Origin of the sequence: Streptomyces sp. P9(2023), from assembly GCF_032436795.1 — a bacterium.
In the GTDB taxonomy this organism is placed as follows: Bacteria; Actinomycetota; Actinomycetes; order Streptomycetales; family Streptomycetaceae; genus Streptomyces.
The window spans coordinates 152,956-178,310 of record NZ_JAUPWM010000004.1 but is presented as its reverse complement, the minus strand read 5'-3'; the positions used below and the strand labels follow the sequence as shown (position 1 = coordinate 178,310).

Genomic DNA, 25,355 nt, shown 5'->3' with positions numbered 1-25,355 from the left:
CGCGAGGAGGCTCGCCATGGCGCCGTCGTCCACCCACCGCAGGGCCCGCACCGCGGCGGCGACCGTCTGTGCGGTGGTGACGGTCGCGACCGCCGGGCTGACCGCCGGGTTCGTCGCCCCCGCAGCCTGGGCGCAGCCCGCAACCCCCACGGCAGCCGTCGCCGCCCCCACCCCCGACCCCTTCGCGAACCTCACCCCCGACGCCATCGCCGACCGCGCCGTGGACGCCACCCAGTCCGCGACCTCCCTCCGGATCACCGGGCGGGTCGTGTCGGAGGACCAGCCCCTCGACATCGACATCGCCCTCGACGACAAGAACAACTGCACCGGCCGGATGAAGGTCGACGGCGGCACCGCCGAGCTGCGCCAGGCCGACCGGATCACGTACCTGAAGGGCGACGAGAAGTTCTGGCGCGTCTCCATGACCTCCCAGGGCGTACCCCCGCCCCAGATCGACGCCACGATCGAACTCGTCGAGGGACGCTGGCTGAAGATCACGCCCGGGCAGGCGGGCAGCAGCGACCTGAGCGGCGTCTGTGACCTCGACGCGCTCCTCACCGACCTCGGAGAAGACAAGGACGAACGCCAGGGCCTGACCCGTGGCCCGGACGCCGAAGTCGAGGGAACGCCGGTCGCCACGCTCGTGAAGAAGGAGCCGGGCGGCGAGACGACCACGGTGTCCGTCGCGCAGGAGGGCAAGCCCTACATCCTCAAGATGGTCAAGACGGGCGGCGAGGAACCTGGCACCGTGGTGCTCTCCGACTACGACAAGCCGGTCAAGGTCGTCGTACCGCCGGCGGACGAGACGGTGGACCTCACGAAGCTGGACCCGGGCACGCGCGCGTGAGACGGCCGCCCGCGACGGCCACGGTCCGCGCTGTCAGTGGTGCCGGTTAGCCTCTCTGAGGTGACCGCACGCATCACCGACCCCGAACAGCTCAAGGAGCTTCTCGGCATCCCGTTCACCCCGGAGCAGACGGCCTGCATCATCGCGCCGCCCGCCCCGCAGGTCATCGTGGCCGGAGCCGGTTCCGGCAAGACGACGGTGATGGCCGCCCGGGTGGTCTGGCTGGTCGGCACGGGCCAGGTCGCGCCCGAACAGGTCCTCGGCCTGACCTTCACCAACAAGGCCGCCGGCGAGCTCGCCGAACGCGTCCGCACGGCGCTCGTACGGGCCGGTGTGACCGACCCCGACGTCATCGACCCTGACGAACCACCGGGCGAGCCCCGCATCTCCACGTACCACGCCTTCGCCGGCCAGCTCCTGACCGACCACGGCCTCCGCATCGGCCTGGAGCCCACCTCCCGCCTCCTCGCCGACGCCACCCGCTACCAGCTGGCCGCGCGCGTGCTGCGCGAGGCGCCCGGACCGTACCCCGCGCTCACCAAGTCCTTCCCGACCCTCGTCAGCGACCTCCTCGCCCTCGACGCCGAGCTCGCCGAACACCTCGTACGGCCCGAGGACCTCAGGGCGTACGACTCCGAGCTCCTCGACACGCTCTCCCGCGCCAAGCTGACCAACGCCGACCTGCGCAAGGTCCCCGAGGCGGCCGGCGCCCGCCGCGAGCTGCTCGACCTCGTCGTCCGCTACCGCGCCGCCAAACGCTCCCGCGACCTGCTCGACTTCGGCGACCAGATCGCCCTCTCCGCCGAGCTCGCCACCACCCGCGCGGAGGTCGGCACGATCCTGCGCGACGAGTTCCGCGTCGTGCTCCTCGACGAGTACCAGGACACGTCCGTCGCCCAGCGGCTGCTGCTCTCCGGCCTGTTCGGCGGGGGTACGGGACACGCCGTCACCGCCGTCGGCGACCCCTGCCAGGCGATCTACGGCTGGCGCGGCGCCTCCGTCGCCAACCTGGACGACTTCCCCGCCCACTTCCCGTACGAGGACGGCACCCCCGCCACCCGGTACGCGCTCTCCGAGAACCGGCGCAGCGGCGGCCGCCTCCTCGACCTCGCCAACGGGCTCGCCGCGCCCCTACGGGCCATGCACGCGGGCGTGGAGGCGCTGCGCCCGGCCCCCGGCGCGGAGCGGGACGGCTCGGTACGGATCGCCCTGCTGCCCACGCACGCCGAGGAGATCGACTGGCTCGCAGACTCCCTCGCCCACCTCGTCCGTACGGACAAGGAGCCCGGCGAGATCGCGGTCCTGTGCCGTACGGCGACCGACTTCCCCGCCATCCAGGCCGCCCTGGTCGCCCGTGACGTGCCCGTCGAGGTCGTCGGCCTCTCGGGACTCCTCCACCTGCCCGAGATCGCCGACCTGGTCGCCGTCTGCGAGGTCCTCCAGGACCCCGGGGCCAACGCCCACCTGGTCCGCCTCCTGACCGGCCCCCGCTGGCGCATCGGCCCCCGCGACCTGGCGCTCCTGGGCCGTCGCGCCCGGCTGCTCGTCCACCGCGAACAGGGTGGGGAATCGGACGCGGACGAACGACTGGCGGCGGCGGTCGAGGGCGTCGACCCGGCCGAGGTCATCTCGCTCGCCGACGCGCTCGACACGTTCCTGGACTCCGGCGGCGAGGACGACGGCCTGCCGTTCTCGGCCGAGGCCCGGGTCCGCTTCGCCCGCCTCGCCGCCGAGCTGCGCGCCCTGCGCTCCTCGCTCGCCGACCCCCTCATGGACGTCCTGCACCGGGTCCTCGCCACCACCGGCCTGGAGGTCGAACTCTCCGCCTCCCCGCACGCGCTCGCCGCCCGTCGCCGCGAGACCCTCTCGAACTTCCTCGACATAGCCGCCGGCTTCGCCTCCCTCGACGGCGAGGCGACCCTGCTGGCCTTCCTCGGCTTCCTGCGCACGGCCGCGCAGTACGAGAAGGGCCTCGACAACGCCCTCCCGGGCGGCGAGAACACGGTGAAGGTCCTCACCGCGCACAAGTCCAAGGGCCTGGAGTGGGACGTCGTGGCGGTGCCCGGCCTGGTCACCTCCCAGTTCCCGAGCACCAGGTCCCGCGAGTCGTGGACCTCCCAACCGCAGGTGCTCCCGCACGCCCTGCGCGGCGACGCGCCCACGCTCCCGGAGATCGCCACCTGGGACGCGACGTCGCTGAAGGCCTTCAAGGAGGCGATGCGCGACCACCAGCACACCGAGGAACTCCGCCTCGGCTACGTCACCTTCACCCGCCCCCGCACCCTCCTCCTGGCCTCCGCCCACTGGTGGGGCCCGACCCAGAAGAAACCCCGCGGCCCGTCCCCGTTCCTCCACGCCCTGTACGACCACTGCGCGGCGGGCTACGGAGAGATCGAGGAGTGGACGGACGAACCGGAAGAGGGCGCCGAGAACCCATCCTTCCAGGATCAGACCGAGGACCAGGCCTGGCCGCTCCCACTGGACCCGGATTCCCTCGCACGCCGCCGCAGGGCGGCGGAGCACGTACGCACCGCGTTGTGGGCAATCGTTCCGCAGGGCGGAACGGGTGGGCACAACGCCACGAACGCGCTGCCCGCGCAAGGGCCCGCCCCCCAGGCCCCGCACGAGGCCCCCTGGCCCGACGAGGAACCTCTCTGGGACGAGGAGCCTCCATGGGACGACGAGCCCCTGGCGGACGGCATCCCCGCCCCCCGGGCACCGGAGTCGGGCCAGCTGACCGCCGAAGAGGCCAAAACCATCGCCTCCTGGGACCGGGACCTGACCTCCCTCACCACAGAACTGAAACGCACTCGCGCCACCACCCGAGACGTCCACCTCCCCGCCTACCTCTCCGCCTCCCAGGTCCTCCGCCTCGCCGCCGACCCCGACGGCTTCGCCCAGGACCTGGCCCGGCCCATGCCCCGGCCCCCGCAGCCCGCCGCCCGGCGCGGGACGCGGTTCCACGCGTGGGTGGAGTCGCGGTTCGAGGAGCTGCCGCTCCCCATGCTCGGCCCGGACGAGCTCCCCGGCGGCGAGGAGTTCGCCGGCGAACCGGAGATCGCCGACGAGCGCGACCTCGACGCCCTCAAGGACGCCTTCGCCCTCACCCCGTACGCGAACCGCACCCCGTACCGCGTCGAGGTCCCCGTCCACCTCTCCCTCGCGGGCCGGGTGGTCCGGGGCAGGATCGACGCCGTCTACCGCGACCCGGACACCGGCGCGTACGAGATCGTCGACTGGAAGACCAGCCACCTCCGCACCGCCGACCCCCTCCAGCTGGCGATCTACCGCCTCGCCTGGGCCGAGCAGCACGGCCTCGACCCGGACGACGTCGCCACCGCCTTCGTGTACGTCCGCACGGGCGAGGTCGTACGCCCCAGGTCGCTCCCCGGCCGCACCGGCCTGGAGGGGATCCTGCTGGGCGGAGGCACTCACGACGCCGGATAGGCTCAGGAGCATGAGCGACACCCCGGACAGCGCCGTCCACACCGTAGGTACGCAGGCAGTGCGTACGTACATCGAGCAGCACCGCGCCGCCTTCCTCGACGACCTCGTCGCCTGGCTGCGCATCCCCTCCGTGTCGGCGCAGCCCGCCCACGCCGAGGACGTACGGCGCAGTGCGCGGTGGCTCGCGGACAAGCTGTCCGAGACGGGGTTCACGACGGTCGAGGTCTGGGAGACGGCCGGCGCGCCCGCCGTCTTCGCCGAGTGGCCCTCGGACGACCCGGACGCCCCGACCGTCCTCGTCTACGGGCACCACGACGTCCAGCCCGCCGCCCGCGAGGACGGCTGGCACACCGACCCGTTCGAGCCGCACGTCACCGACGGCAGGATGTACGCGCGCGGGGCGGCCGACGACAAGGGCCAGGTGTTCTTCCACACCCTCGGGGTCCGCGCCCACCTCGCCGCGACCGGACGCACCGCGCCCGCCGTCAACCTCAAGCTGATCGTCGAGGGCGAGGAGGAGTCCGGTTCGCCGCACTTCCGGGCCCTCGTCGAGAAGCACGCGGACCGGCTCGCCGCCGACGCCGTGATCGTCTCCGACACCGGCATGTGGTCCGAGGACACTCCCACGGTCTGCACCGGCATGCGCGGCGTCGCGGACTGCGAGATCGCGCTGTACGGCCCCGACCAGGACATCCACTCCGGTTCCTTCGGCGGCGCCGTGCCCAACCCGGCCACCGTCGCGGGCCGGCTGGTGGCCGCCCTGCACGACGAGGACGAGCGGGTCGCGATCCCCGGCTTCTACGAGGGCGTCACCGAGCTCTCCGACACCGAGCGCGCCCTCATCGCCGAGCTGCCCTTCGACGAGGCAGCCTGGCTGACCACCGCCACCTCCCACGGCACCCTCGGCGAGGCCGGCTACTCCACCCTGGAGCGCGTCTGGGCCCGCCCCACCGCCGAGGTCAACGGCATCGGCGGCGGCTACCAGGGCCCCGGCGGCAAGACGATCGTCCCCGCCTCCGCCCAGCTGAAGCTCTCCTTCCGGCTGGTCGCGGGCCAGCACCCCGACACGATCGAAATCGCCGTACGGGACTGGCTCGCCGCCCGCGTCCCGGCCGGCATCCGGTACGAGATCGTCTTCGGCGCCCCGACCCGGCCCTGCCTCACCCCGCTCGACCACCCGGCCCTCAAGGCGGTCGCGGGCGCGATGAGCCGGGCCTTCGACGGCGCGAAGGTCCGCTACACCCGCGAGGGCGGCTCGGGCCCCGCCGCCGACCTCCAGGACGTCCTGGGCGCACCGGTGCTGTTCCTCGGCATCTCCGTACCGTCCGACGGCTGGCACGCCCCCAACGAGAAGATCGAGCTCGACCTCCTCGTCAAGGGCGTCGAGACCGCCGCCCATCTGTGGGGCGACCTGCCCGCCGCCCTGCGTACCGCCGCGCGATGAACCCACACACCGATCAGGGGGAGTTGGAAGTACCTGTGTCCACCTTGAACAGCCAGTTCGCGGACCGGCCGATCTCGCTCACCGCGCCGAGCGGCATCGACCGCGCCGCCCACCACCGTCTCGACGAGGCCTGGCTCGCGGCGGCCTGGAGCCACCCCACGACCCGGGTCTTCGTGGTCTCGGGCGGCCAGGTGCTCATCGACGACACCCCCGACGGACGCACCGAACTCGTCATGACCCCGGCCTTCGAGGCCCCGGTCACCGAGACGCACCGCTACTTCCTGGGCACGGACACCGACGGCGTCTCCTACTTCGCCCTCCAGAAGGACGCCCTGCCCGGCCGCATGGACCAGTCCGCCCGGCCGGCCGGGCTGCGCGAGGCGGGCCTGCTGCTCTCGCCGCGCGACGCGGGTCTCATGGTGCACGCCGTGGCCCTGGAGAACTGGCAGCGCCTGCACCGCTTCTGCTCCCGCTGCGGCGAACGTACGGTCATCGCGGCCGCCGGGCACATCCGCCGCTGCCAGGCCTGCGGCGCCGAGCACTACCCGCGGACCGACCCCGCCGTGATCATGCTGGTCACGGACGACCAGGACCGTGCCCTCCTCGGCCGGCAGGTGCACTGGCCGGAGGGGCGGTTCTCGACCCTCGCGGGCTTCGTCGAGCCCGGTGAGGCGATCGAGCAGTCGGTGGCCCGCGAGGTCTTCGAGGAGGCCGGGGTCACGGTCGGCGAGGTCGAGTACATCGCCAGCCAGCCCTGGCCTTTCCCGTCCAGCCTGATGCTCGGCTTCTTCGCGCACGCCACCTCCTCGGAGATAAACGTGGACGGCGAGGAGATCCACGAGGCCCGCTGGTTCTCCCGCGAGGACCTGGCCGCCGCCTTCGAGTCGGGCGAGGTGCTGCCCCCGTACGGCATCTCGATCGCCTCCCGGCTGATCGAGCTCTGGTACGGCAAGCCGCTCCCGAAGCCGGGCGACGTCGTCTGATCCGTCGGCGCCGCATCGGCTCCTGACTGGCTGAAAAGAGGCCCCGCCCGGCACTGCCGGACGGGGCCTCCTCGCATGGGGCTCAGATGCGGGCGAGATGGCGTTTCAGGTACCGGCCGAGCGGCCGCTCGACGAGGCGGTGCACCAGGTACGACAGCGCCAGCATCCCCAGGACCACGGCGGTGATCAGCGCCCACGGGGAGACCTGCGGCGTGGCATGGCTGAAGTAGCGGAAGAGCTCCCAGCCGATGAACTCGTGCAGCAGATACAACGGGTACGTCAGCGCCCCCGCGATCGGCAGCCACTTCCACTGCACGCCGGAGAGCTTGCCGGTGGCGACCAGCGCCATCAGCCCGAAGAAGACGGCGAGCAGGACGAGCACGGGCCAGGCCGGCCGGTCACCGAGGAAGGTGAGCTTCTTGTACGTGTCGATCGCGGGCGCCAGGGAGGCGCAGTAGGAGACCCCGACGACGCCGAAGAGCATCAGGTTCGGGCGGAACCGGTACATCAGGTAGAACGCCATGCCCGCGATGAAGAACCAGCTGTGCTCGGGCATCAGGAGCAGGCGCAGCGGGCCGGGCGGTGCCGGTGCGACCAGGATGGTGGCCGCGCCCCACACGCAGCAGAACAGCAGCACCCTGCGGTACGTCAGCCCCCACCAGGCGAGCAGCGAGAAGAGCAGGTAGAAGCGGAGCTCGGCGAAGAGCGTCCAGTAGACGGCGTCGACGGGGGCGACACCCAGCGGCTCCTGGAGCATCGTCAGGTTGGTGAGGATGTCGTTCCAGGGCAGGTGGCCGCGGCCACCTGGGATCACCGCGACGGCGACGCTGGTGGCGATGACGGCGAACCAGTACGCGGGATAGAGACGCACCACGCGCGAGACGAAGAAGTCCTTCAGCGGCCGGCCCCAGGCGCTCATGCAGATGACGAAGCCGCTGATGAGGAAGAAGAGCTGCACGCCCAGGTAGCCGTAGGAGGCGATGGGGAAGGTCTCGGGGAAGATCTCCTCGACCGGCCTCGGCCAGCCGCCGTACGCCATGTAGTGGTACATCACCACCATGACCGCCGCGGCGAGGCGCATGCCGTCGAGAACGTGCAGGCGTCTGGGCTTTCTGCTCGTCGAGAGCGGCGGGACGCTCGGCGCGAAGGTCGGTTCGCGCGGCGCTGTGACGACAGGGGACTTCTGGTTGAGCACTGGGCTTTCCCCACCTGGATGTGCAGACGCAAATCACGGTCGGGGGGAGAGCATAGGTGCGACGTCGGGGGCCGATCAAAACTTCGCAGGTGTGACGCTCTTCACGGATGAACGGACGTCTGCGCGCGCCGATGCGGGGTACACGCGGACGCCGACCTGGACGCGAAAAGGCCCCCCGACCGGTGCTCACCGGCCAGGGGGCCTTCCGTGTCCGACCGCGCGCGATCAGGCGCTGAGCGCCTGCTTCACCTGCGCGAGGCTCGGGTTCGTCATGACGACCTCGCCGCCCGCGGCGGTGGGGATGCGAACGGTCGGCACCGTCTGGTTGCCTCCGTTGGCCTTCTCCACGAACGCGGCCGAATCCGGGTCCTGCTCGATGTTGATCTCCGTGTACGCGATGCCCTCGCGGTCGAGCTGGCTCTTCAGCCGACGGCAGTAGCCGCACCACGTGGTGCTGTACATCGTCACAGTGCCCTGCATGGCCTGGCGCTCCTCTTCTTCGCGGATGCGGTTGGGTCGGGTGGGTCCGCCCACTCAGAACGTACGGGGTCCCGCGGCCATTCCCGATTCGTATGACCGGCCGCCCCGCCCTGTGGACAAGGCACGACACCCACCTCCCCCGACCTGGCAGCATGGCGGGGTGACAGCAGCAACGCACTCCACTCTCTTCCCGCAGGTCCCCGAGTCGGCCGACGCGGTGCTCGACGGGCTCGACCCCGAGCAGCGCGAGGTCGCCCTCGCCCTGCACGGTCCGGTGTGCGTGCTGGCGGGAGCCGGCACGGGCAAGACGCGGGCGATCACGCACCGCATCGCCTACGGGGTGCGGGCGGGGATACTCCAGCCCGGCGGTGTGCTGGCCGTCACCTTCACCAACCGGGCCGCCGGGGAGATGCGCGGCCGGCTCCGGCAGCTCGGGGCGGGCGGCGTCCAGGCCCGTACGTTCCACTCCGCCGCCCTCCGCCAGCTCCAGTACTTCTGGCCGAAAGCAGTCGGTGGCGACCTTCCCCGGCTCCTGGAGCGCAAGATCCAGCTCGTCGCCGAGGCCGCCGCGCGCTGCCGCGTCCGGCTCGACCGCAACGAGCTCCGGGACGTCACCGGCGAGATCGAGTGGGCCAAGGTCACCCAGACCGTCCCCGCCGACTATCCGGCCGCAGTCGCCAAGTCCGTCCGCGAGGCGCCGCGCGACCCGGCCGAGATCGGCCAGCTCTACGCGATGTACGAGCAACTCAAGCGCGACCGCTCGGTGATCGACTTCGAGGACGTGCTGCTGCTCACGGTCGGCATCCTCCAGGACCGGCACGACATCGCCGACCAGATCCGCCGCCAGTACCACCACTTCGTGGTGGACGAGTACCAGGACGTCTCCCCGCTCCAGCAGCGGCTCCTCGACCTGTGGCTGGGCGACCGCGACACCCTCTGCGTCGTCGGCGACGCCAGCCAGACGATCTACTCCTTCACCGGCGCCACCCCCGACCATCTGCTGAACTTCCGCACCCGGCACCCGGACGCCACGGTGGTCAAGCTCGTCCGCGACTACCGCTCCACCCCCCAGGTCGTCCACCTCGCCAACGGACTCCTCAGCCAGGCCCGCGGCCGGGCCGCCGAGCACCGCCTGGAGCTGATCTCCCAGCGCGACCCGGGCCCCGAGCCCGCCTACACCGAGTACGGGGACGAGCCCGCCGAGGCCGAGGGCACCGCCCGCCGCATCCGCGACCTGATCGCCGCCGGCGTCCCGGCCGGCGAGATCGCCGTGCTCTACCGGATCAACGCCCAGTCCGAGGTCTACGAACAGGCCCTCGCCGACGCCGGCGTGCCCTACCAGCTGCGCGGCGCCGAGCGCTTCTTCGAGCGCCAGGAGGTACGGGAGGCCGGCATCGCCCTGCGCGGCGCCGCCCGCGCCGGAGGGAACGACTCGCTGCTCGACGACGTCGAGGACCTGCCCGCCCAGGTGCGCGCCGTGCTCTCCACCAAGGGCTGGACCGCCGAGCCGCCCGCCGGCTCCGGTGCCGTCCGCGACCGCTGGGAGTCGCTGGCCGCGCTGGTCCGGCTCGCCGAGGACTTCGCCCGCGCCAAGTCCGGCGCCACCCTCTCCGACCTGGTCGCCGAGCTCGACGAGCGGGCCGCCGCCCAGCACGCCCCGACCGTCCAGGGCGTCACCCTCGCCTCCCTGCACGCGGCCAAGGGCCTGGAGTGGGACGCCGTCTTCCTGGTCGGCCTCACCGAGGGCATGATGCCGATCACGTACGCCAAGACCGACGAGCAGGTCGAGGAGGAGCGCCGCCTGCTGTACGTCGGCGTCACGCGTGCCCGGCTCCACCTCTCGCTCTCCTGGGCGCTCTCCCGTTCGCCCGGCGGCCGGGCCTCCCGGCGCCCCAGCCGCTTCCTCAAGGGGCTGCGGCCCGGCTCCGGCTCCCTCGGCGTGAGCGGCACGGGCGGCGGCGGCTCCGTCGAGCGCGGCCTCGGCGCGGGCGCCGCCGGCCCCCGGCGCAAGCACCGGGGGCCGGTGCGCTGCCGCGTCTGCGGCGCCACGCTCACCGAAGCCGGCGAGATGAAGCTGATGCGCTGCGAGGACTGCCCCTCCGACATGGACGAGGCGCTCTACGAACGGCTCCGCGACTGGCGCGCCGACCAGGCCAAGGAGCTCGGCCAGCCCGCGTACTGCGTGTTCACCGACAAGACGCTGATGGCGATCGCCGAGCGCGTGCCCACCACCGACGGCGAACTCGTCGGAATCGCCGGGGTCGGCGCGCGCAAGCTGGGCCGCTTCGGCGCCGATGTTCTCGCCCTCTGCGCGGGCGAAGTGCCAGGTGGGACGGGTGGAGGAGACGACGAGGAAGCATGAGGAAAACTCGTCGAAAAAATAGTTTGCGCCCGCCCCGTCAAGCCCCATAGGTTCTTAACCACGGAAACAGCGGCTTCTAAGAAGCCCTCGCTTCGTGCTGTACTTGTCCAAGTAAACATGAGGGTCCGGCTCACACCGAGCCCTCCGAGACGCCGAGAGGAGGCGATTCCAGTGATCAGCAACATCATCAGCACCACCGTCAGTTTCGTCAGCACCGACAAAATGACCGATCGCTCGGTCGTCTCCGCCTGCTCGCTCGGCCTCTCCGGCTCGGCGTTCCTTGGTCATGGTCTCCCTGGCACCGGTCTGTCCGGCGCCGGTCTGGCTGCCGCCGCTTCCCTGCGGCCGGCCGCCGATCTGGCGGGTCTTCCCGTCATGGAGCGCAACGAGCGACCGACCGAGGCACTGGAAGCAGTAGCGGCAGGCAAGGCCACGGCCTATGCCTTTGCGGCGACCGGTGCCGGCATTCAGACGAAGCAGACGCAGCAGCACCACACGATGTGGGCCTTCCGTGGGCTCGAACCCTGGAGTGATCCAGCCTGACTTGATCAGGCCGGCGCCTTCAGGGCCGCGGAACCCCACCCGGGATCCGCGGCCCTTCTGTTTGTCCCCGAACGGGGACGACGGAGCGAAGGGGCCTCGGGACCAGCACCACCCGGTACCAGCCGAAACCCCGGCCCAACAGGCCGGAACGACCAGACGAGGAACAAAAACCGTGCAACTCGAAGCGCACGCCCCGTCCGTACCGCCTTCCGAAACGATCCCGCCGCCCGGCCTCACGGAGGACTCCACCTTGACCCCCCTCACCGCGCTCACCGCGCTCGACGACGCCATCGAGAACCTCGGCGTGCCCGTCCCCTGCCGCTCGTTCGACCCGGAGGTCTTCTTCGCCGAGTCCCCGGCCGACGTCGAGTACGCCAAGTCCCTCTGCCGTACCTGCCCGCTGATGGCGGCCTGCCTCGCCGGTGCGCAGGAGCGGCGTGAGCCGTGGGGCGTCTGGGGCGGCGAGCTGTTCGTCCAGGGCGTGGTCGTCGCCCGCAAGCGGCCGCGTGGTCGCCCGCGCAAGAACCCGGTCGCGGCATGAACGTCACCGGAACCATCGACCGACCCCTCACGCACGATCCCCAGAAGCTGGCCCCGATGACCTCTTCCACCAGCGAGCCCTCCGGCTCCGCGACCCCGGACACCACCATCACCGGCGCGAACGCCTCGCGTCAGAACAGGACCCGAGAGATGCAACTCATCCCAGAAGCCCTGGCTCGTGCGCATATGCACGACCGCCGGCGGGAAGCCGACGCGGAACGCCAGGCCGTACGCCTGGTCGCCGCGCGGCGGATGCAGCGGCGCGCCGAGCGCGTGTCCCTGCGCGCCCGCCGCGCGCTGGCCATGGCCGTCATGCACTGACCTGTCAGGCACCGAGCTGACAGCACCCCGCGGGGGCCGGTCCGAACGGACCGGCCCCCGCGGTGCGTTGCGGCGCGCCCCGGCCCTTGTCGGACTATCGTCGAAGGGTGAACGACGCTCGGAAACCCGAGGAGCCCATCGTCTGCGCCCGCTGCGGCAAGACCGCGGAGACGCTCCCGGTGACCTGGACCTGCTCGGTGGAGAACGGCAGCCGCCACTACATCTGCGACAGCTGCGCCCGCGAGAACATCCGGTCCATCGAGGGCCGGCTCGACTCCGCCTGGTGGTGACGGCCCACCGACCGACCCCTCACTCCACCCCGGCCTCCACCCCGGCCTCCACCCCGGCTTCCACCCCCGACTCCTCCTCTGACTCCTCCTCTGACTCCACTCCCGACTCCACTCCCGACTCCACTCCCGACTCCACTCCTGACTCCGCCTCGACGAAGCCGGGCAGCCACTCCGCCAGTTCGTCGCGCAGCCGCACCTGTGCGTTCAGCTGACAGAGCACACCGATCGTGCTCAGCGTGACGCGGTGTATCAACAGGTACGAGGGCGGCAGGTTCAGCTGCCTGCCCAACTGGTGTGCGGGAGAGCGCGGATCGGCGATCCGGGCGGCCTGGGTCCGCATCCAGCCGCGCGAGAAGTCGAACGCCTCCACAGCGGCCGGCTCGATGATCGGCACCAGATACTCCAGGACCGCCTCCGGGTCGAGATGCATCGACTCCTTGACGAAGCCCTCCTCCCGCAGCAGCTCGTACACCTCCTCGGCCTCCCCCTCCAGGGTCAGCCGCAGACAGGTGCCGATCGTCTCCGGGAGCCCGCCCGGCAGCCGGTCCACCGTGCCGAAGTCAAGGACTCCGAGCCGCCAGCTCTCCGGACCGTCCTCCTCGTTCGCCCCCGGCAGCAGCCGGAAGTTGCCCGGGTGCGGATCGGCGTGCAGGAGTCCCGTGCGGGCCGGACCGGAGAAGAGGAACCGGGCCAGGAGCTGACCGGCCCGGTTCCGCTGCTCCTCCGAACCGTCCGCGATCACCTCCGACAGCGGGATCCCGTCGATCCACTCCGTCACGAGCACCTGCTCGCCCTGGTGCACCACGCGGGGCACCACGACATCGGGATCGTCGGTGAACTCCTCCGCGTGCGTCTGCTGGGCGTGCGCCTCCAGGCCGTAGTCCAGCTCCTCGGAGACCCGGTCACGCATCTCCGCGATCAGGGGCTTGATGTCCATGCCGGGGATCAGCGGGCCGAGCAGCCGGGCGAACCGGCTGAGCTGCGTCAGGTCGGAGAGCAGCGCCTCGCCCGCGCCCGGGTACTGCACCTTCACCGCGACCTCGCGGCCGTCGTGCCACACCGCCCGGTGGACCTGACCGATCGAGGCGGCCGCCGCCGGCTTGTCCTCGAACTCCAGGAACAGCTCCCGCCACTCCTCGCCCAGCCGGTCCTCCAGGACCGTGTGGACCGTGCGGGTCGGCATCGGGGGAGCCGCGTCCTGAAGCTTGGTCAGCGCCGCCCGGTAGGGCCCGGCGACCTCCTCGGGGAGGGCCGACTCGAAGACGGACAACGCCTGCCCGAACTTCATCGCCCCGCCCTTGAGCTCCCCGAGGACCTTGAACAGCTGGTCCGCCGTGCGCTGTTGCAGCTCTCGGGCGACCAGCTCGGCGGACTTGCCGCCGATCCGCTTGCCCAGGCCCCAGGTGGCCCGACCCGCGATGCCCAGGGGCAACGCGGCCAACCTCGCGGTCCGGGTGACCGCCTTCCGGGGAAGATCAGACATGCGCCCCTCCAAATCCCAGACTGCCGTGCCACACAGGACTGTTACCCCGCCATTGTGTCGTGCGGGGCGGCGACCCCCGAGGCATGCTCCCCCTCTCGACCGCGTCCGGCGCCGCACGGACACGCCGGGTGAGGTCTCATCCGCTCCACGCGCCACTCCAGCAGCGGCAGCGACACCTCCCAACGGGCTCCCGTGCTGGCGGGCGACGCGCCGTCCAGGAAGGCCAGCGCATGCGCCGCGGCCAGCCCGGCGACCGCCGTCGCGAGACCGAGATCACACGCCGGGACTTCCGGCGGCGGGCCCGAGCGCCACTGGGCCAGCATGCGGGGCCACATGGGCAGGCGGTCCGTCCGCTCCTCCTGCGCGCACCGCGCACAGGCCGTCCCGCCGGGCAGCACGAGCGGGCCGACCACGCCGGTCGCCTCCAGCACCCCCGCGTAGAGATGAGGCGTGCCCGTGGTGATCCAGCCCTCGGCGGGGAGCGGGTCGGGGAGGTAGGCGGCCAGGCCGTCCCGAGGCGCCACCACGACGAGTGAAAGGCCGGGCTCTCGTCCGCCCTCACCCGGCAGTCGTCGCCGGCGCTCCCGGGGCGGGCGTCCGCCCGGTGCCGACCGCGCCACGAGCCGGTGCGCCGCCGCGGCCCTGCGGTCGCCCACGGCCTCGGCCGGCAGCCCGCCCGGGGCCACCTCCCAGGGCCGCACCGAGCCGGAGTCCAGTACGTCCACCCGGCCCACGCCCGAGGCCGAGAGGACCGCGGCGATGGCGGCGCCGACCCGTCCCGCGCCCCTGACCTGGACGCGGGCCGCCCGGCGGGCCTCCACCCGCCGTAACGCCCCGTCCGGCTCCCGATGGGCGACGGAGAGCGAGGCGAGGTCGGCGCGGAGGGGATCGAGCGGGTCGTCCGGGGACGCGACGGCGCCCGCCCTGCCGGGCCGGCCCGCCGAGGCGTCCGCGAGCACCCCCGCCTCCGCGAGCCGCCCGAGCAGCTCGTCGAGCCACTCGTCCCGCAGCCCCAGGGCCCTGGCCTCCGCCCGCAGGAGCTCCATGCCCCGGGTGCCGTCGAGCAGCCCGAGCAGGCTGCCGGTGGTCGTGTCGATCGGCCCCACCACGACCGCGTGCGCGGACGTGGCCCCGAACTGCACGCTCCGCAGGTCGCGCCAGGCCCTTCGCAGTGCCGGTTTCAGCATCGGATGCATTTCCGCCCCCGTGATCTTGATCGGTCGACTCATCGCTCGATCGTCAGATTGCCCGGGAGTCGAAGGGGACACGGAAAGTTGTCCACAGGGGTGGGGTATTAATCATTCAAATGGTGCGCGGTGTGACCGGATCCCCGGCGAACCGCCCCGGAGGCGGGACTTCCCCCGCTGACAGCGGGTAACGTCGGGGCCGTGCCCGCCGACCCACAGCGCAGCGTGACAAGCAAGCCGCCCCGCGGCTCGGGGACGAGTGCGGTCGAGGTCCGCAGAAGCTCCCGGCGGAGCAGAACCGTCTCCGCCTACCGCGAGGGCGACCGGACCATCGTGCTCATCCCGGCCCGGATGTCCGAGGCGGAGGAGCAACGCTGGGTGACGGTCATGCTGGACAAGCTGGCCGCGCAGGAGAGCAAGCGGGTCCTCGGGGACCGCGAACTCACCGAGCGCGCCGAGCGGTTGTCGGATCAGTACTTCGCCGGCCGGGCCCGGCCGACGTCCGTGCGCTGGGTGACCAACCAGAACACCCGCTGGGGCTCGTGCACCCCGTCCGAGGGCAGTATCCGGCTCTCGCACCGGCTCCAGGGCATGCCCGAGTACGTCGTCGACTACGTTCTCGCCCACGAGCTCGCGCATCTCCTGGTTCCCGGCCACGGCCCCCGGTTCTGGCGGCTCCTGGAGGCGTACCCGCGCACCGAACGGGCCCGCGGCTACCTCGAAGGGGTCGTCGCCGCCGAGCGGCTGCCCCACCTGCCGGCCGCGCGGGGAGAGTAGCGGCGCCCGCCTCGATCCTGTACCGAATTCGTACCGGCTTGGCTCAATGTCGTACGCAGCCGTTAGCCTGACGCGACGCATTCACATTCGGGATGGGGGACGGTCGTTACGCATGGCCAGGGAATTCCAACGCGGCCACAAGGCCAAGATCAGTGATCTGACACCGGGGACCGATCTGTACGTGGGCGTGCAGATCAACGCGCCCGGATTGACCTTCGACATCAGCTGCTTCGGCCTCGACGCGAACGAGCAGCTCTCCGACGACCGGTACTTCATCTTCTTCAACCAGCCGAAGTCGCCGGAGGAGTCCATCCAGCTGCTCGGCGCGCAGTCCGGCGACACCGAGTCCTTCCGTGTCACGCTGGACCGCGTCCCGGCGAACATCCACAAGCTGTCGTTCACCGCGACCATCGACGGCGCCGGCCAGATGTCGCAGATCGGCCCCGGCTACATCCGGATCGTGGCGGGCGGCGAAGAGGTCGTCCGGTACCCGTTCACGGGTGCGGAGTTCTCCACCGAGCGCGCCGTCATGCTCGGCGACTTCTACCTCAAGGACGTCTGGCGGTTCGCGGCCATCGGCCAGGGCTTCGACGGCGGCCTGGACGCGCTGCTGAAGAACTTCGGCGGCGAGGTCGCCGAGGAGCAGCCCGCCGGCCAGGCCCCGCAGGCCGCACCCGGCTTCGGGGCGCCGCCGCAGGCGGCCGCGCCGCCCGCGTTCGGCGCTCCCGCCGCGCCCCAGGTGCCCCAGCCCGCCCCGCCGGCCGCCGCGGTGCCGGCGCCGGCACCGCAGGCCCCGGTCCAGCCGATCCACGCGGCGCCGACCATGGCCGCCCCGATGGCCCCGCCCGCCCAGGCACCGGCCCCGCCGGCCCCGGCCCCCGCGCCGTACGGCCAGCAGCCCCCGGCCCCGCAGTACGGCCAGGTTCCCGGCCAGCCTCCGGGTCAGTTCCCCGGTCAGGCCCCGTACGGCCAGCCGCAGCAGCCCCAGTACGGCCAGGTCCCTGGCCAAGTGCCCGGGCAGTACCCCGGTCAGGTCCCTGGGCAGGTCCCCCAGGGGATGCCGCAGGGCGTCCCCCAGGGCGTTCCCGCCACCGGTGCCGGGCTCGCCGCCGCGCTCCAGCCGTACAAGGAGACCCCGACCGGCTCCCGTTGGACCCCGCAGAACCAGCAGCTCATGCGGGTCGACCTGCAGATGGGCGGCAACCCCGTCCTCGCCCGCCAGGGCAGCATGGTCATGTACCAGGGCAAGGTGGACTTCAGCCACAAGGGCGCCGGCTTCACCGGCCGGATCGTCGGCAACGCCACCGGCCAGGAGATGCAGCTGATGCGCTGCAGCGGCCGCGGTCAGGTCTTCCTCGCCGAGGAAGGTGCCCACCTGCACCCGATCGAGCTCCAGGGCGACGGCATCTGCGTCTCCGCGGAGAACGTGCTCGCCTTCGACGAGTCCCTCCAGTACGAAGTACGGAGGATCGAGGGCCACGGCATCCCCGGCGGCGCCCTGTTCACCATGCAGTTCCAGGGCACCGGCACCGTCGTCGTCAAGACGCACGGCGTCCCCGTCGTCCTGCCCGTCACGCCGACCACCTTCGCCGACTGCAACGCGGTCGTCGCCTGGTCGTCCGCGTCCCAGGTGATCCTCTCCAGCCAGGTCCGGCTGCGCCGCAACGCGTACCCGGGACACAGCGGAGAGACCGTCAACCTCCAGTTCCGGGGCGCTCCCGGCAACTTCATCGTCGTCCAGCCCTACGAGGTCTGAGGGAGCCCGAAGAATGAACCAGCAACTCGCGGGCTTCGCCCCGACCCCGATGGCGGCCCGGATGGAGAACCACGGCCGGGCGATGCTCAAGGTCGCCATGGCCTCCGGCCAGGACCTCTACGCGCGCACCGGCTCGATGGTCGCCTACGAGGGCTTCGTCACCTACGAGCCCAACCCGCCCGCCGCCCGCCAGGTAGCCCAGCAGTGGTTCACCGGCGAGGGCGCGCCCATCATGAAGTGCTCCGGCGACGGACTGCTCTACCTCGCCGACTACGGCGCCGACGTCGTCGTGATCAACCTCCAGAACGACTCGCTCTCCGTCAACGGCACCAACCTCCTCGCCTTCGACGCCCACCTCCAGTGGGGCGTCGAGAAGGTCAAGGGCCTTGCCAAGTTCGCCGGTCAGGGCCTGTTCAACGTCGAGATCGCGGGCACCGGCTGGGTCGCCCTGACCTCGCGCGGCACGCCGATCGTCGTCGACTGCGGCCGCGGCGAGGACGAGACGTACGTCGACCCCGACGCACTCGTCGCCTGGTCGCCCGCGCTCAAGGTCAAGGGCAAGCGCAGCTTCAAGGCCTCCTCCCTGATCGGGCGGGGCAGCGGCGAGGCGTACCAGATGGCCTTCTCCGGCCAGGGCATCGTCGTCGTACAGCCGAGCGAGGACAGCACCGACCGCCTGCGGGTCCGGGGCTGAGGGGGAGCGAGAACACACCATGCAGAGCCCGCTTTTCAACTACGCCGAGCAGCAGAGCCAGGAACGGTACGTCGTCCAGAACCCGCAGCTGCTGCGGGTCGCCCTGACCGGGACGGACGACGTCCTCGCCCGCAAGGGCGCCATGGTCGCGTACCAGGGACTCGTCGACTTCGACGGCGAGTACAAGACGCCCAGCCAGCGCCGCGCCCAGGCCCGCACGGGTGAGGGCCTCGACCTCATGCGCTGCTCCGGTCAGGGCACGGTCTACTTCGCCAACCTCGCCCAGTACATCCACGTCGTGGAGGTCGAGCAGGAGGGCATGACCGTCGACAGCGCCTACGTCCTGGCGCTGGACTCGACGCTGCACACCGAGGTCATCGCCGTGGACAGCCAGTACGGCATCTCCGGCTCGGGCAAGTACCAGCTCAACATCTCCGGCCGCGGCAAGGTCGCCCTGATGACCTCCGGCCAGCCGCTGATGATGCACGTCACGCCGGACAAGTACGTCAACGCCGACGCGGACGCGATCGTCGCCTGGTCCACCGGGCTGCGGGTGCAGATGCAGGCGCAGACGACGAACTCCAGCGTCCGTCGCCGCCGCGGCGACACGGGCGAGGGCTGGGAGCTCAGCTTCCTCGGACAGGGCTTCGCCCTCGTCCAGCCCAGCGAGGTCATGCCGCCGCAGAACGCCGCCATCGGACAGGGCATCGCCGCCCAGTTCGGCGCCGGCCAGCACGGCTCGCACGCCCAGAACCAGAACAACGCCTGGAACTGAGCGGACGGCAGACGCCGGACGGCATACGTAAGGGGCGGCCTCCCTTGAGGCCGCCCCTTACCCGTGCGGTGCTCAGGCCAGCCGGGCCCGGACGCCCTCCATGAGCCGCACCACCGAGGTGTCGGCCACCGCCGCCACCTCGTCGTACCCGAACCAGCGCAGGTCCAGCGACTCCTCGCTGATCGCCTCCACCGCGCCGGCCGGCGCCAGCGCCGCGTACTGCACGTCCAGATGCCAGTGGCACGGCGCCGGAATCGGATGCCGGTCAAGCCGCACCGGGCCGCCCGGAAGCAGCGTCAGACCCGGGATCCCGGACTCCTCCGTCGCCTCCCGCAGTGCCGCCTCCGCGAGCGTCGCGTCAGCCGGCTCGCAGTGGCCGCCCATCTGCAGCCACATGCCCAGCTTCTTGTGCAGCGTCAGCAGCACCCGGCCGCGCTCCGGGTCCACCACCAGCGCACTGGCCGTCAGATGCCCGGCCCCGCACGCCTTCCACATCCCGTCCTCGTGCGCCGCGAGGTGGTCCAGATAGAGCCCGCGCAGCTCGTCCTGGCCCTCGTACCCCTTCAGTACGAGGACCGCGTCGTCGTGCAGACTCACTTCTTCTCGCCGTCGCCCTCGTTGTCGCCCTCGTCATCGCCGCTGCCGGTGTCCGGCTTCGCGCCGCCGGCCGCCTCGCCGAGCATCTTGTCGATCTCCGAGAAGTCCAGCTGCTCGCGGTGGACGAAGCCGTCCGGGTCGTCCAGGTCGGACGCCGTCGGCAGCATGTCCGGGTGCTCCCACAGGTCGTCGCGGCCGTCGACACCGCGCGCGTCCGTGAGCGAGGCCCACAGCCGCGAGGCGTCCCGCAGCCGGCGCGGACGCAGTTCGAGCCCGATCAGCGTCGCGAAGGTCTGCTCGGCGGGACCGCCGCTCGCCCGGCGCCGGCGCAGCGTCTCGCGCAGCGCGTCCGCCGAGGTCAGCCGGGACTTCGCGGCCTCGTGGACCACCGCGTCCACCCAGCCCTCGACCAGCGCGAGCGCCGTCTCCAGACGGGCGAGCGCGGCCTTCTGCTCCGCCGTGTCCTCGGGCTGGAACATGCCCTGCTGGAGCGCCTCCTGCAGCTGCTCCGGGTGCGTCGGGTCCAGCTGGCCGACCGCCTCCTCCAGCTTGGACGTGTCGACCTTGATCCCGCGGGCGTACCCCTCGACCGCGCCGAACAGGTGCGAGCGCAGCCACGGCACATGGGCGAAGAGCCGCTGGTGGGCGGCCTCGCGCAGGGCCAGGTAGAGCCGCACCTCGTCCTTGGGGACGCCGAGGTCCTTGCCGAAGGTCTCGATGTTCAGCGGCAGCAGCGCCGCCTTGCCGACCGGGCCCAGCGGCAGACCGACGTCCGTCGAACCGACGACCTCACCCGCGAGCGCGCCGACGGCCTGCCCGATCTGCTGGCCGAACATGGCGCCGCCCATCGACCGCATCATGCCGATCAGCGGGCCCGCCATGGCCTGCATCTCCTCGGGCAGCACATCGCCCATGGCCGTGCCGACCCGCTCGGCGACCGGGTCGACGAGCTGCTGCCAGGCCGGCAGCGTCGCCTCGACCCACTCCGCGCGGCTCCACGCCACGGCCGTGCTCGCCCCGGACGGCAGCGAGGTCACACCGTCCAGCCACAGGTCGGCCAGCCGCACGGCCTCCTCGACCGCGGCCTTCTCCGCCGGACCCACGCTGGCGTCCTTGGTGCCGTCGGACGTGCCCTGGGCGACCACCTGGCGGGCGATCTGCTTGGCCATGTCCCAGTTCACCGGACCGCCCTCGTACGAGAGCATCTGGCCGAGCTGCTGGAAGGCGGCGCCCAGGTCGTTGGGGTTCAGCGAGCCGAACATCGCCGCGAAGGGATTGTCCGCGCCACCGGGCCCGCCCATGCCCGGCAGCCCGCCGAAGCCGAACGGATTGGCACCGAACGGGTTGTCGCCGCCCTGGCCACCGGACCCCTGGCCACCTCCGGCGGGGTCCTTCTTCTTGCCCTCGTCGCCGTTCTCCGGCTCCTCAGGCGGACCGAATCCGAATGGGGTGTCACTCACAGGTTTCCTCGGCTCGTAGGGCCGTCGGCTTCCTGCCGACGGCGGCTTTCCTGGCTCGGCTCGATGCCCGACTCCACACCACCAAGCGTAGACATCCGGGCCGGATCTGGGCTCGGTGCTCCGCCGGGCCGTGGCCTGCGGCAGGATGGACGCCACCTGGTACGTACGCGTCATTCGGGTACGTACTGAAGACAACCGCTGGAGACGCCCGGTGAGTTCCCCAGATCCTCAGGTTCGCGCAGCGCGAAACATGTCAACCCGGTCCGCCGGGCGCGGCCCCGTGGTCGCGGTCACCGGCGCCGCCTCCGGGGTCGGTGACCTGCTGACCAGGCGCCTCGCCGAGTCCGAGGAGATCAAGCAGGTCATCGCCATCGACGAGCGCCGGGGCGAGGTCTCCGAGGCCACGTGGCACATCCTCGACGTCCGCGACCCGGCGATCGCCGAGAAACTGCGCGGCGCCGACGTGGTCGTGCACCTCGCCGTCGACCTCGACCTGGAATCGGACGCCGCCGCCCGAACGGCCTACAACGTGCGCGGCGCGCAGACCGTCCTCACCGCGGCCGCGGCGGCCGGCGTGCACCGGGTGGTGCTCTGCACCTCCGCGATGGTCTACGGCGCGCTGCCCGACAACGACATCCCGCTCTCCGAGGACGCCGAGCTGCGGGCGACCGCCGAGGCCACCGGCGTCGGCGACATGCTGGAGATCGAACGGCTCGGCCGCCGCGCGCCCCGCGCCCACCCCGGTCTGCACGTCACCGTCGTCAGGCCGGCCGTCCTGGTCGGCGGTACGGACACGGCCCTGACCCGCTACTTCGAGTCGCCCCGGCTGCTCGTCGTGGCCGGCTCCCGCCCCACCTGGCAGTTCTGCCACGTCGAGGACCTGGTCAGCGCCCTGGAGTACGCGGCCCTCGAGAAGGTCGACGGGGAGTTCGCGGTCGGCTGCGACGGCTGGCTGGAGCAGGAGGAGGTCGAGGAGCTCTCCGGGATCCGGCGCATGGAGCTGCCCTCCGCGGTCGCCCTCGGCGCGGCGGCCCGGCTGCACCGGATCGGGCTCACCCCGTCCCCGGCCGGGGACCTCGCGTACACGATGCATCCGTGGGTGGTCAGCGTCGGGCGGCTGCACGACGCGGGCTGGCGCCCCAAGTGGACCAACGAGGAGGTGCTCGCCTCGCTCCTTGAGGAGGTCGAGGGCCGGCACACGGTCGCGGGCCGCCGGCTCGGCCGCAAGGACGCGACGGCGGCGGGAGCGGCCGGTGCGACGGTGGCACTGCTGGGCACGGCGGCGCTGGTACGCCAGATGCGGAAGCGGCGCGGCATGTAGCCCAGGGAGCCGCGGCCGGTGGATCGGGGAGCTGTAGGACCCTCCTACGGAGGGTCGGGTCCACCGGTCGAAAGCGCTATTCCGCGATGTCAGTGCCGTACGGCACCATGGGTTCCATGGCACGCACCCTTGACCACCCCGGCGAGCAGACCGCAGCGGACCCGATCAAGCTGCTGGCGATCCGTGACGCCCCGCTCTCGCTCGACGAGGTCTTCCGGGCCGTCGGTGACGACGCGGCCGGCGGCACGGCGCTCTTCGTGGGCACGGTGCGCAACCACGACGGCGGCGCGGACGTCGACGAGCTGGGGTACTCCTGCCACCCCTCCGCCCTGGACGAGCTGCGCAGGGTCGCCGAGAAGGTCGTCGCCGAGTACCCGGTCCGCGCGCTGGCCGCCGTCCACCGCGTGGGCGACCTCCAGGTCGGCGACCTCGCGGTCGTCGTCGCGGTCTCCTGCCCGCACCGCGGCGAGGCCTTCGAGGCCTGCCGCAAGCTGATCGACGACCTCAAGCACGAAGTCCCGATCTGGAAGCACCAGAAGTTCTCCGACGGCACGGAGGAGTGGGTCGGGGCCTGCTAGGCACCCGTGATGCGGGTCGGGCCTGCTAGGCGCCCGTGATGCCCCGATGATCCCGTTTCCGGCCCCTTAGGTGCCGGATCGGTAGCTGGCAAGGCGCCGCGCCGACGTGTTGTAGTCGAACGCCCCGATTTGCGTAACCGGGCCCCTGGCAGCAGCGTTGATGCTGCAGATCGTCAGTCTGCTGATCGGCCGGTTTCGGCCGGTTGCGGTCGCTCATTGGGGATGGGAGGTCGGGATGGCAGCGCTCGCGTGGTTGCTTATTCCGCTTTTCGCAGTCGTCGGCGCGGCGATATGGGGAAGCTGGGCCCAGAGGAACAAGACCATCGGAGACGTCGCCGAGCTCGCCGGCTACGCACGGTTCAGGGACGCCATGGAGCGGTCCCATTCCGGCATCGACGGCGTCGCATGCGAGATGGCTCCGGCCGCACCCACGTCGCCCGTACGCAGTAGCCACGTCTCCGGCTGACCGCTCCCCGCCGACCGCCTCGTACGGACCCGCCCCACGGGTGCACTCACAGACCGGTCCCGTACTGTCGTTCCATGCCACGCCGCACCGCGACGATGCTCGCCTCCACCCTGGTCCTGATCACCCTGCTCTGTGTGGGTGTCCTGGTACCGGTGCCGTACGCGGAGATGAGCCCCGGCCCCACGGTCAACACCCTCGGGGAGGCCAGGGGCGAGCCCGTGCTCCAGATCTCCGGTCGCAAGACGTACGCGACGGACGGCCACCTCAACATGACGACGGTCCGCGTCACCAGCGCGGACTACCGGATGAACGTGGTCGAGGCGGTCTACGGCTGGCTCGCCCACGACAACGTGGTCGTCCCCAAGGAGACCCTCTACCCGGACGGCAAGACGGAGGAGGAGTCGACCCAGGAGAACGCCGAGGAGTTCAGCCAGTCCCAGGAGAGCGCGAAGGTCGCCGCCCTCGGGGAGCTGGGCATCCCGGTGACCACCAGGGTCGTCGTCGCCTCCGTCGTCAAGGACAGCCCCGCCCAGGGCACGTTGCACGCCGGGGACGTCATCAAGGCCGTGGACGGCGTTCCGGTCAAGGAGCCGGGCGACGTCGCCAAGCAGGTGACCACGCACAAGCCGGGCGAGAAGGTCGAGTTCACGATCGTCCCGACCAAGGAGGCGGCGGCGGCCGAGAAGGCCGGCAAGGAGCCCACCGCCACCCAGAAGGTCACGGTCACCACCGTGAAGTCCCCGGAGGGCGACCGGGCGATCGTCGGCATCCAGGCCGGCACCGACCAGGTCTTCCCGTTCACGATCGACATCAAGCTCGCCGACGTCGGCGGACCCAGCGCCGGACTGATGTTCGCGCTCGGCATCGTCGACAAGCTGACCGCGGAGAGCCTCACCGACGGCAAGTTCATCGCCGGCACCGGGACCATCGACGAGAAGGGCCAGGTCGGCCCGATCGGCGGTATCGAGATGAAGCTCGTCGGCGCGCGCAACGCGGGCGCCCAGTACTTCCTCACCCCGGCCGACAACTGCGAGACCGCCGCCTCCGACATCCCCGACGGCCTCACCCTCATCAAGGTGAACACCATCGACGACGCGACGAAGTCGCTGGAGAAGCTCCGCAAGGGCGACACGAAGAACCTGCCCAGCTGCTCGAAGAGCTAGGACGGCCCGTACGACGCAAGGGGGCGCCCCGGTCACCGGACCGGGGCGCCCCCTTCTCGTACGTACGCGTCTCAGGACTCGAAGGTCGCCGCCAGGGCCTCCGCGAGGCCCGGCACCAGGTCCGCCCCCGTGAGCACCTCGTTCGGCGAGTCCTTCTCGCGCAGCCGGATCGCCGCCTCCCGCGCCCCGTCGCGGAGCACGGCCACGGTCATCCGGACCTCCTGCCGGTCGGGGTGGCGGGCCACCCACTTCGCCAGAGCGGCCTCGTTCAGCCCCTCCGGCACGGAGGCTTCGGCCGACGGCGGGAGCATCAGCCGCTCCACGGTCAGCGCGCAGCCGGCCACCGCGGCGGGCCAGGCGATGGTGCCGAGGAACTCGTCGAGGGCCTTCCCCTTCGGCAGTTCCTCCTGCTCGATCGGGGTGTAGGCGGCGGTCTCGGCGCCTTCGAGGCCCAGCTGGGAGGCGAGTCCCGGCTCCTGGGCACGCAGTCGGGCGGTGTCGACCAGGGCGAAGAGCCGGGCGGGCCGGTCCCAGCCGAGACCGGAGGCGTACTCGTCGATCTCGAGCACCGCGCGGGTGAGGGGGCTGGCGGCCATGGGGGTGCCGGAGGGGGAAACGTTGGACATGGACAACATCCTGCCTCCTC

The 25,355-nt window shown here is 71.8% G+C and carries 24 protein-coding genes; 17 read left to right on the top strand and 7 right to left on the bottom strand.

What is annotated here, in order from left to right:
- Window positions 1-16: 16 nt before the first annotated feature.
- Genes Q5762_RS07975 through nudC form a run of 4 tightly spaced genes read left to right on the top strand, consistent with a single transcriptional unit; the run spans window position 17 to window position 6,721 of the window.
- Window positions 17-847, top strand: coding sequence for a hypothetical protein (locus tag Q5762_RS07975; protein ID WP_315891285.1), 831 nt, complete (start codon window positions 17-19; stop codon window positions 845-847).
- Between the two features lie 60 nt (window positions 848-907).
- Window positions 908-4,294, top strand: a complete 3,387-nt coding sequence (locus Q5762_RS07970; protein ID WP_315891284.1) for a UvrD-helicase domain-containing protein — start codon at window positions 908-910, stop codon at window positions 4,292-4,294.
- A 10-nt stretch (window positions 4,295-4,304) separates the two neighbouring features.
- Window positions 4,305-5,738, top strand: a complete 1,434-nt coding sequence (locus tag Q5762_RS07965; protein WP_315891283.1) for a dipeptidase — start codon at window positions 4,305-4,307, stop codon at window positions 5,736-5,738.
- 35 nt (window positions 5,739-5,773) lie between these two features.
- Entirely contained in the window at window positions 5,774-6,721 is a 948-nt protein-coding gene (gene nudC / locus Q5762_RS07960; protein WP_315891282.1) for an NAD(+) diphosphatase, read from the top strand.
- 82 nt (window positions 6,722-6,803) lie between these two features.
- On the opposite strand, the gene Q5762_RS07955 is transcribed toward nudC, so the two are convergent.
- Together Q5762_RS07955 and Q5762_RS07950 are read right to left on the bottom strand one after the other, a co-directional pair.
- Window positions 6,804-7,916: an acyltransferase gene (locus Q5762_RS07955; protein ID WP_315891281.1), complete on the bottom strand. Its 1,113-nt coding sequence runs from the start codon at window positions 7,914-7,916 to the stop codon at window positions 6,804-6,806.
- A 225-nt stretch (window positions 7,917-8,141) separates the two neighbouring features.
- A complete protein-coding gene (locus Q5762_RS07950; RefSeq protein WP_315891280.1) occupies window positions 8,142-8,396 on the bottom strand; it encodes a mycoredoxin in 255 nt (84 codons plus the stop codon).
- Between the two features lie 160 nt (window positions 8,397-8,556).
- Here Q5762_RS07950 and Q5762_RS07945 point away from each other — a divergent pair, with 160 nt between their 5' ends.
- The 5 genes from Q5762_RS07945 (at window position 8,557) to Q5762_RS07925 (ending at window position 12,452) form a co-directional block, all read left to right on the top strand.
- The gene (locus Q5762_RS07945; protein ID WP_315891279.1) at window positions 8,557-10,758 is read left to right on the top strand and encodes an ATP-dependent DNA helicase UvrD2; all 2,202 of its coding nucleotides are present in this window, start codon (window positions 8,557-8,559) and stop codon (window positions 10,756-10,758) included.
- Between the two features lie 183 nt (window positions 10,759-10,941).
- The gene (locus Q5762_RS07940) at window positions 10,942-11,301 is read left to right on the top strand and encodes a hypothetical protein (RefSeq protein ID WP_399494752.1); all 360 of its coding nucleotides are present in this window, start codon (window positions 10,942-10,944) and stop codon (window positions 11,299-11,301) included.
- A gap of 172 nt (window positions 11,302-11,473) precedes the next feature.
- A complete protein-coding gene (locus tag Q5762_RS07935; protein ID WP_315891277.1) occupies window positions 11,474-11,842 on the top strand; it encodes a WhiB family transcriptional regulator in 369 nt (122 codons plus the stop codon).
- Window positions 11,839-12,162: a hypothetical protein gene (locus Q5762_RS07930; protein ID WP_315891276.1), complete on the top strand. Its 324-nt coding sequence runs from the start codon at window positions 11,839-11,841 to the stop codon at window positions 12,160-12,162. Before Q5762_RS07935 ends, Q5762_RS07930 begins: the two co-directional genes overlap by 4 nt.
- 107 nt (window positions 12,163-12,269) lie before the next feature.
- Window positions 12,270-12,452, top strand: coding sequence for a hypothetical protein (locus tag Q5762_RS07925; RefSeq protein WP_315891275.1), 183 nt, complete (start codon window positions 12,270-12,272; stop codon window positions 12,450-12,452).
- A gap of 19 nt (window positions 12,453-12,471) precedes the next feature.
- Here Q5762_RS07925 and Q5762_RS07920 read toward each other — a convergent pair whose 3' ends face one another.
- Both Q5762_RS07920 and Q5762_RS07915 read right to left on the bottom strand, forming a co-directional pair.
- Window positions 12,472-13,935 carry an AarF/ABC1/UbiB kinase family protein gene (locus Q5762_RS07920; protein WP_315891274.1) on the bottom strand — a complete coding sequence of 488 codons (1,464 nt, stop codon included), beginning with the start codon at window positions 13,933-13,935 and terminating at the stop codon, window positions 12,472-12,474.
- A gap of 41 nt (window positions 13,936-13,976) precedes the next feature.
- Complete coding sequence (locus Q5762_RS07915; protein ID WP_315891509.1) at window positions 13,977-15,131, bottom strand: TOMM precursor leader peptide-binding protein; 1,155 nt, start codon at window positions 15,129-15,131, stop codon at window positions 13,977-13,979.
- Between the two features lie 192 nt (window positions 15,132-15,323).
- Between Q5762_RS07915 and Q5762_RS07910 the strand changes: the two genes are divergently transcribed.
- From Q5762_RS07910 to Q5762_RS07895, 4 genes are all read left to right on the top strand, one after another.
- Window positions 15,324-15,899 (top strand): M48 family metallopeptidase, encoded by a 576-nt coding sequence (locus tag Q5762_RS07910; protein ID WP_315891273.1) that lies wholly within the window; start codon window positions 15,324-15,326, stop codon window positions 15,897-15,899.
- Window positions 15,900-16,011: 112 nt separating this feature from the next.
- Window positions 16,012-17,655, top strand: coding sequence for a TerD family protein (locus Q5762_RS07905; RefSeq protein WP_315891272.1), 1,644 nt, complete (start codon window positions 16,012-16,014; stop codon window positions 17,653-17,655).
- A gap of 13 nt (window positions 17,656-17,668) precedes the next feature.
- A complete protein-coding gene (locus tag Q5762_RS07900; protein ID WP_315891271.1) occupies window positions 17,669-18,349 on the top strand; it encodes an AIM24 family protein in 681 nt (226 codons plus the stop codon).
- Window positions 18,350-18,368: 19 nt separating this feature from the next.
- Window positions 18,369-19,124 carry an AIM24 family protein gene (locus Q5762_RS07895; protein WP_315891270.1) on the top strand — a complete coding sequence of 252 codons (756 nt, stop codon included), beginning with the start codon at window positions 18,369-18,371 and terminating at the stop codon, window positions 19,122-19,124.
- A gap of 72 nt (window positions 19,125-19,196) precedes the next feature.
- Here Q5762_RS07895 and Q5762_RS07890 read toward each other — a convergent pair whose 3' ends face one another.
- Window positions 19,197-19,721 carry an NUDIX hydrolase gene (locus Q5762_RS07890; RefSeq protein WP_315891269.1) on the bottom strand — a complete coding sequence of 175 codons (525 nt, stop codon included), beginning with the start codon at window positions 19,719-19,721 and terminating at the stop codon, window positions 19,197-19,199.
- Window positions 19,718-21,181, bottom strand: a complete 1,464-nt coding sequence (locus tag Q5762_RS07885) for a zinc-dependent metalloprotease (RefSeq protein WP_315891268.1) — start codon at window positions 21,179-21,181, stop codon at window positions 19,718-19,720. Before Q5762_RS07885 ends, Q5762_RS07890 begins: the two co-directional genes overlap by 4 nt.
- A 211-nt stretch (window positions 21,182-21,392) precedes the next feature.
- On the opposite strand from Q5762_RS07885, the gene Q5762_RS07880 reads away from it, so the two are divergent.
- The 4 genes from Q5762_RS07880 to Q5762_RS07865 all read left to right on the top strand — a co-directional run bounded on the left by Q5762_RS07880 (window position 21,393) and on the right by Q5762_RS07865 (window position 24,709).
- Entirely contained in the window at window positions 21,393-22,502 is a 1,110-nt protein-coding gene (locus Q5762_RS07880) for an SDR family oxidoreductase (RefSeq protein ID WP_315891267.1), read from the top strand.
- 116 nt (window positions 22,503-22,618) lie between these two features.
- On the top strand, window positions 22,619-23,080 hold the full coding sequence (locus Q5762_RS07875) for a molybdenum cofactor biosynthesis protein MoaE (protein ID WP_315891266.1): 462 nt from the start codon (window positions 22,619-22,621) through the stop codon (window positions 23,078-23,080).
- Window positions 23,081-23,315: 235 nt separating this feature from the next.
- Complete coding sequence (locus tag Q5762_RS07870) at window positions 23,316-23,546, top strand: hypothetical protein (RefSeq protein ID WP_315891508.1); 231 nt, start codon at window positions 23,316-23,318, stop codon at window positions 23,544-23,546.
- Window positions 23,547-23,620: 74 nt separating this feature from the next.
- Window positions 23,621-24,709, top strand: coding sequence for a PDZ domain-containing protein (locus tag Q5762_RS07865; RefSeq protein ID WP_315891265.1), 1,089 nt, complete (start codon window positions 23,621-23,623; stop codon window positions 24,707-24,709).
- A 71-nt stretch (window positions 24,710-24,780) separates the two neighbouring features.
- Here Q5762_RS07865 and Q5762_RS07860 read toward each other — a convergent pair whose 3' ends face one another.
- Window positions 24,781-25,335 carry a PPA1309 family protein gene (locus Q5762_RS07860; protein WP_315891264.1) on the bottom strand — a complete coding sequence of 185 codons (555 nt, stop codon included), beginning with the start codon at window positions 25,333-25,335 and terminating at the stop codon, window positions 24,781-24,783.
- Window positions 25,336-25,355 lie beyond the last annotated feature (20 nt).

Excerpts from the sequence above, each read along its gene's own strand:
- Q5762_RS07975 (WP_315891285.1), top strand. The coding sequence starts at position 17 with ATGGCGCCGTCGTCCACCCACCGCAGGGCCCGCACCGCGGCGGCGACC.
- Q5762_RS07965 (WP_315891283.1), top strand. The coding sequence starts at position 4,305 with ATGAGCGACACCCCGGACAGCGCCGTCCACACCGTAGGTACGCAGGCA.
- Q5762_RS07950 (WP_315891280.1), bottom strand. The coding sequence starts at position 8,396 with ATGCAGGGCACTGTGACGATGTACAGCACCACGTGGTGCGGCTACTGC.
- Q5762_RS07930 (WP_315891276.1), top strand. The coding sequence starts at position 11,839 with ATGAACGTCACCGGAACCATCGACCGACCCCTCACGCACGATCCCCAG.
- Q5762_RS07920 (WP_315891274.1), bottom strand. The coding sequence starts at position 13,935 with ATGTCTGATCTTCCCCGGAAGGCGGTCACCCGGACCGCGAGGTTGGCC.
- Q5762_RS07915 (WP_315891509.1), bottom strand. The coding sequence starts at position 15,131 with ATGCATCCGATGCTGAAACCGGCACTGCGAAGGGCCTGGCGCGACCTG.
- Q5762_RS07905 (WP_315891272.1), top strand. The coding sequence starts at position 16,012 with ATGGCCAGGGAATTCCAACGCGGCCACAAGGCCAAGATCAGTGATCTG.
- Q5762_RS07900 (WP_315891271.1), top strand. The coding sequence starts at position 17,669 with ATGAACCAGCAACTCGCGGGCTTCGCCCCGACCCCGATGGCGGCCCGG.
- Q5762_RS07895 (WP_315891270.1), top strand. The coding sequence starts at position 18,369 with ATGCAGAGCCCGCTTTTCAACTACGCCGAGCAGCAGAGCCAGGAACGG.
- Q5762_RS07875 (WP_315891266.1), top strand. The coding sequence starts at position 22,619 with ATGGCACGCACCCTTGACCACCCCGGCGAGCAGACCGCAGCGGACCCG.
- Q5762_RS07870 (WP_315891508.1), top strand. The coding sequence starts at position 23,316 with ATGGCAGCGCTCGCGTGGTTGCTTATTCCGCTTTTCGCAGTCGTCGGC.
- Q5762_RS07865 (WP_315891265.1), top strand. The coding sequence starts at position 23,621 with ATGCCACGCCGCACCGCGACGATGCTCGCCTCCACCCTGGTCCTGATC.
- Q5762_RS07860 (WP_315891264.1), bottom strand. The coding sequence starts at position 25,335 with ATGTCCAACGTTTCCCCCTCCGGCACCCCCATGGCCGCCAGCCCCCTC.